The following is a 3,445-nucleotide window of genomic DNA, read 5'->3' as shown; positions in this document are numbered from 1 at the left end:
GTCATTTTTGTCTGTTTGGGTTTGGTTGTGGGGGCGTTGGGGACGCGAGGGAGCCCTGGCGACCATGGGGTTCGTCAGGGCATTGATGATGGGGTTTGGTGTTGTGTAGGCGAGCGACCTCATGGTTGCGGGAGCAGGATTTGAACCTGCGACCTTCAGGTTATGAGCCTGACGAGCTACCGGGCTGCTCCATCCCGCGCCAGAGGCGCGACCGGAGGTCGCTGGACATGTGAACGGGTTTTTATGCAAGGCGCCGGCTTCAATGCCTGGCGACGACCTACTCTTCCGGGGCTTGAGCCACAGTACCATTGGCGCAGTCTGGTTTCACGGCCGAGTTCGGGATGGGATCGGGTGGGTCACAGACGCTATGGTCACCAAGCAATGAAGCGGGCGCCTTGCGGGATCGATGTTTTTTTCCGTGCCGGCGCTGCCATTTGGGGCGAGCGCCTTTTTCGGTCTTTTCTGGCTGGATGTCGTTACCGCCATCGCCGGCCTGTATCAGGCTTGACGGTGATGGTGGGACTCTCAGGCGCGAACAGAGCAATTAGGACCGGTTAGCTTCATGCGTTACCGCACTTCCACATCCGGCCTATCAACGTGATGGTCTATCACGGCTCGATGATATCTTATCTTGAGGGAGGCTTCCCGCTTAGATGCTTTCAGCGGTTATCCCGTCCATGCATAGCTACCCAGCTGCGCCCTTGGCAGGACGACTGGTACACCAGAGGCATGTTCAACCCGGTCCTCTCGTACTAGGGTCAACTCCTCTCAAATATCGACGCCCACGGCAGATAGGGACCAAACTGTCTCGCGACGTTCTGAACCCAGCTCACGTACCACTTTAATTGGCGAACAGCCAAACCCTTGGGACCTGCTCCAGCCCCAGGATGTGATGAGCCGACATCGAGGTGCCAAACGATTCCGTCGATATGAGCTCTTGGGAATCATCAGCCTGTTATCCCCGGCGTACCTTTTATCCGTTGAGCGATGGCCCTTCCACGAGGGACCACCGGATCACTATGACCGACTTTCGTCTCTGCTCGACTTGTCAGTCTCGCAGTCAGGCGGGCTTATGCCATTGCACTCTAACAGACGGTTTCCAACCGTCCTGAGCCCACCATCGCGCGCCTCCGTTACTCTTTAGGAGGCGACCGCCCCAGTCAAACTACCCGCCACAGAGGGTCCCTGCACCGGATAACGGTGCGAGGTTAGACATCAGAAAACAACAGGGTGGTATTTCACCTATGGCTCCACGACAACTGGCGTCATCGCTTCAAAGCCTCCCACCTATGCTACACAGTTCTTTCCTAATGCCACTCTGAAGCTGCAGTAAAGGTGCACGGGGTCTTTCCGTCTAACCGCGGGTACTCCGCATCTTCACGGAGAATTCAATTTCGCTGAGCATATCCTGGAGACAGTGGGGAAGTCGTTACGCCATTCGTGCAGGTCGGAACTTACCCGACAAGGAATTTCGCTACCTTAGGACCGTTATAGTTACGGCCGCCGTTTACCTGGGCTTCAATTCAGAGCTTGCACTCCTCCTCTTAACCTTCAGGCACCGGGCAGGCGTCAGGCCCTATACGTCGTCTTGAAGCCGACTTAGCAGAGCCCTGTGTTTTTGCTAAACAGTCGCTACCCCCTGGCCTGTGCCCCCCACAAGTGCTTGCGCATATGTGGGGCCTCCTTCTTCCGAAGGTACGGAGGCAATTTGCCGAGTTCCTTCAGGATACTTCTCTCAAACGCCTTGGTATACTCTACCATTCCACCTGTGTCGGTTTAGGGTACGGTCTATACGGTGGGGCTATTTCCTGGGACATCTTCCCTGCCCGGACCAATCCAATAAGGCCGAACAAGTTACGACATCCGTCACACACCACCAGGCCCACGAATATTAACGTGGTTCCCATCGACTACCCCCTTCGGGCTCGTCTTAGGGGCCGGCTTACCCTGCTCAGATTAGCTTTAAGCAGGAACCCTTGGAATTTCGGCGACAGTGCATCTCACACTGTTAATCGCTACTCATGTCTGCATTCGCACTTCCGATACCTCCACGGTCGGTTACCCTCCCGCTTCAACGGCCTACGGAACGCTCCGCTACCGCGTGATCGTAAACGATCACACCCTAAGCTTCGGTGCACGTCTTGAGCCCCGTTACATCTTCGCCGCAGGATCTCTTGTTTAGACCAGTGAGCTGTTACGCTTTCTTTAAAGGATGGCTGCTTCTAAGCCAACCTCCTGGTTGTTTTGGAAATCCCACATGCTTTCCCACTTAGACGTGACTTGGGGACCTTAGCTGTAGGTTAGGGCTGTTTCCCTTTTGACGACGGACCTTAGCACCCGCCGTCTGTCTGCCGGACTAGACTCGTTGGTATTCGGAGTTTGGTTAGTATTGGTAGATCTCGCGACCCCCGCAACCATCCAGTGCTCTACCCCCAACGGCAATCATCCGACGCTCTACCTCAATAGATTTCGCGGAGAACCAGCTATTTCCCGGCTTGATTGGCCTTTCACCCCTAAGCACAACTCATCCGATAATTTTTCAACATTAAACGGTTCGGTCCTCCAGTGCGTGTTACCGCACCTTCAACCTGGTCATGCATAGATCGCCGGGTTTCGGGTCTAATGCATCATACTCAATCGCCCTGTTCAGACTCGCTTTCGCTGCGCCTACACCTAACGGCTTAAGCTTGCATGATACACTAAGTCACAGACCCATTATGCAAGAGGTACGCGGTCAGGCCTCAAGGACCCTCCCACTGCTTGTAGGCATCCGGTTTCAGGTACTGTTTCACTCCCCTCATCGGGGTGCTTTTCACCTTTCCCTCACGGTACTGGTTCGCTATCGGTCATGTACGAGTATTTAGGCTTGGAGGGTGGTCCCCCCATGTTCAGACAGAGTTTCACGTGCTCCGCCCTACTCAAGTCCTGTTGTTTCGCTTTCGCATACGGGACTGTCACCCGCTATGGTCAAACTTTCCAGAATGTTCTGCTAACTAAACAACAGGCACTGGCCTGGTCCGCGTTCGCTCGCCACTACTAACGGAATCTCGGTTGATGTCTTTTCCTCCGGGTACTGAGATGTTTCAGTTCTCCGGGTTCGCTTCACCAAAGCCTATTTTATTCAGCTTAGTGATACCTCTCCCATTTAACACTGATCCAGCAGACGCTGGCGCAGTCTTAAATGGTGAAGGTGGGTTGTCCCATTCGGAAATCGCGGGATCAAAGCCTGCTCACAGCTCCCCCACGCTTATCGCAGCGTGCCACGTCCTTCATCGCCTGTACATGCCAAGGCATTCACCAGATGCCCTTACCTCACGCTTGAGAGTCCACACCACCAGCATCAATCCTGACGGATATCAGCCGACAATGCGGTAATTTTCACTCAGCCAGATATATTTGTGAACGATCATCGCCCGGACCCCGGTCGCCTGCCCTGCGGCAAACG

1 tRNA gene and 2 rRNA genes are annotated in these 3,445 nt (G+C 54.7%); all 3 read right to left on the bottom strand.

Annotation, left to right across the window (positions count from 1 at the left end):
* Nucleotides 1–122 precede the first annotated feature (122 nt).
* Nucleotides 123–199, bottom strand: a tRNA-Met gene (locus tag J3E64_RS20540).
* A gap of 65 nt (nucleotides 200–264) precedes the next feature.
* Nucleotides 265–379, bottom strand: a 5S ribosomal RNA gene (rrf, locus tag J3E64_RS20535).
* A gap of 145 nt (nucleotides 380–524) precedes the next feature.
* A 23S ribosomal RNA gene (locus J3E64_RS20530) occupies nucleotides 525–3,321 on the bottom strand.
* Between the last annotated feature and the right edge of the window lie 124 nt (nucleotides 3,322–3,445).

The sequence above is a fragment of the Sphingobium sp. OAS761 genome (assembly GCF_024168485.1).
Classification (GTDB): Bacteria; Pseudomonadota; Alphaproteobacteria; order Sphingomonadales; family Sphingomonadaceae; genus Sphingobium.
The sequence above is the reverse complement of the archived record's forward strand: the minus strand, read 5'-3'. Positions and strand labels throughout refer to the sequence as shown.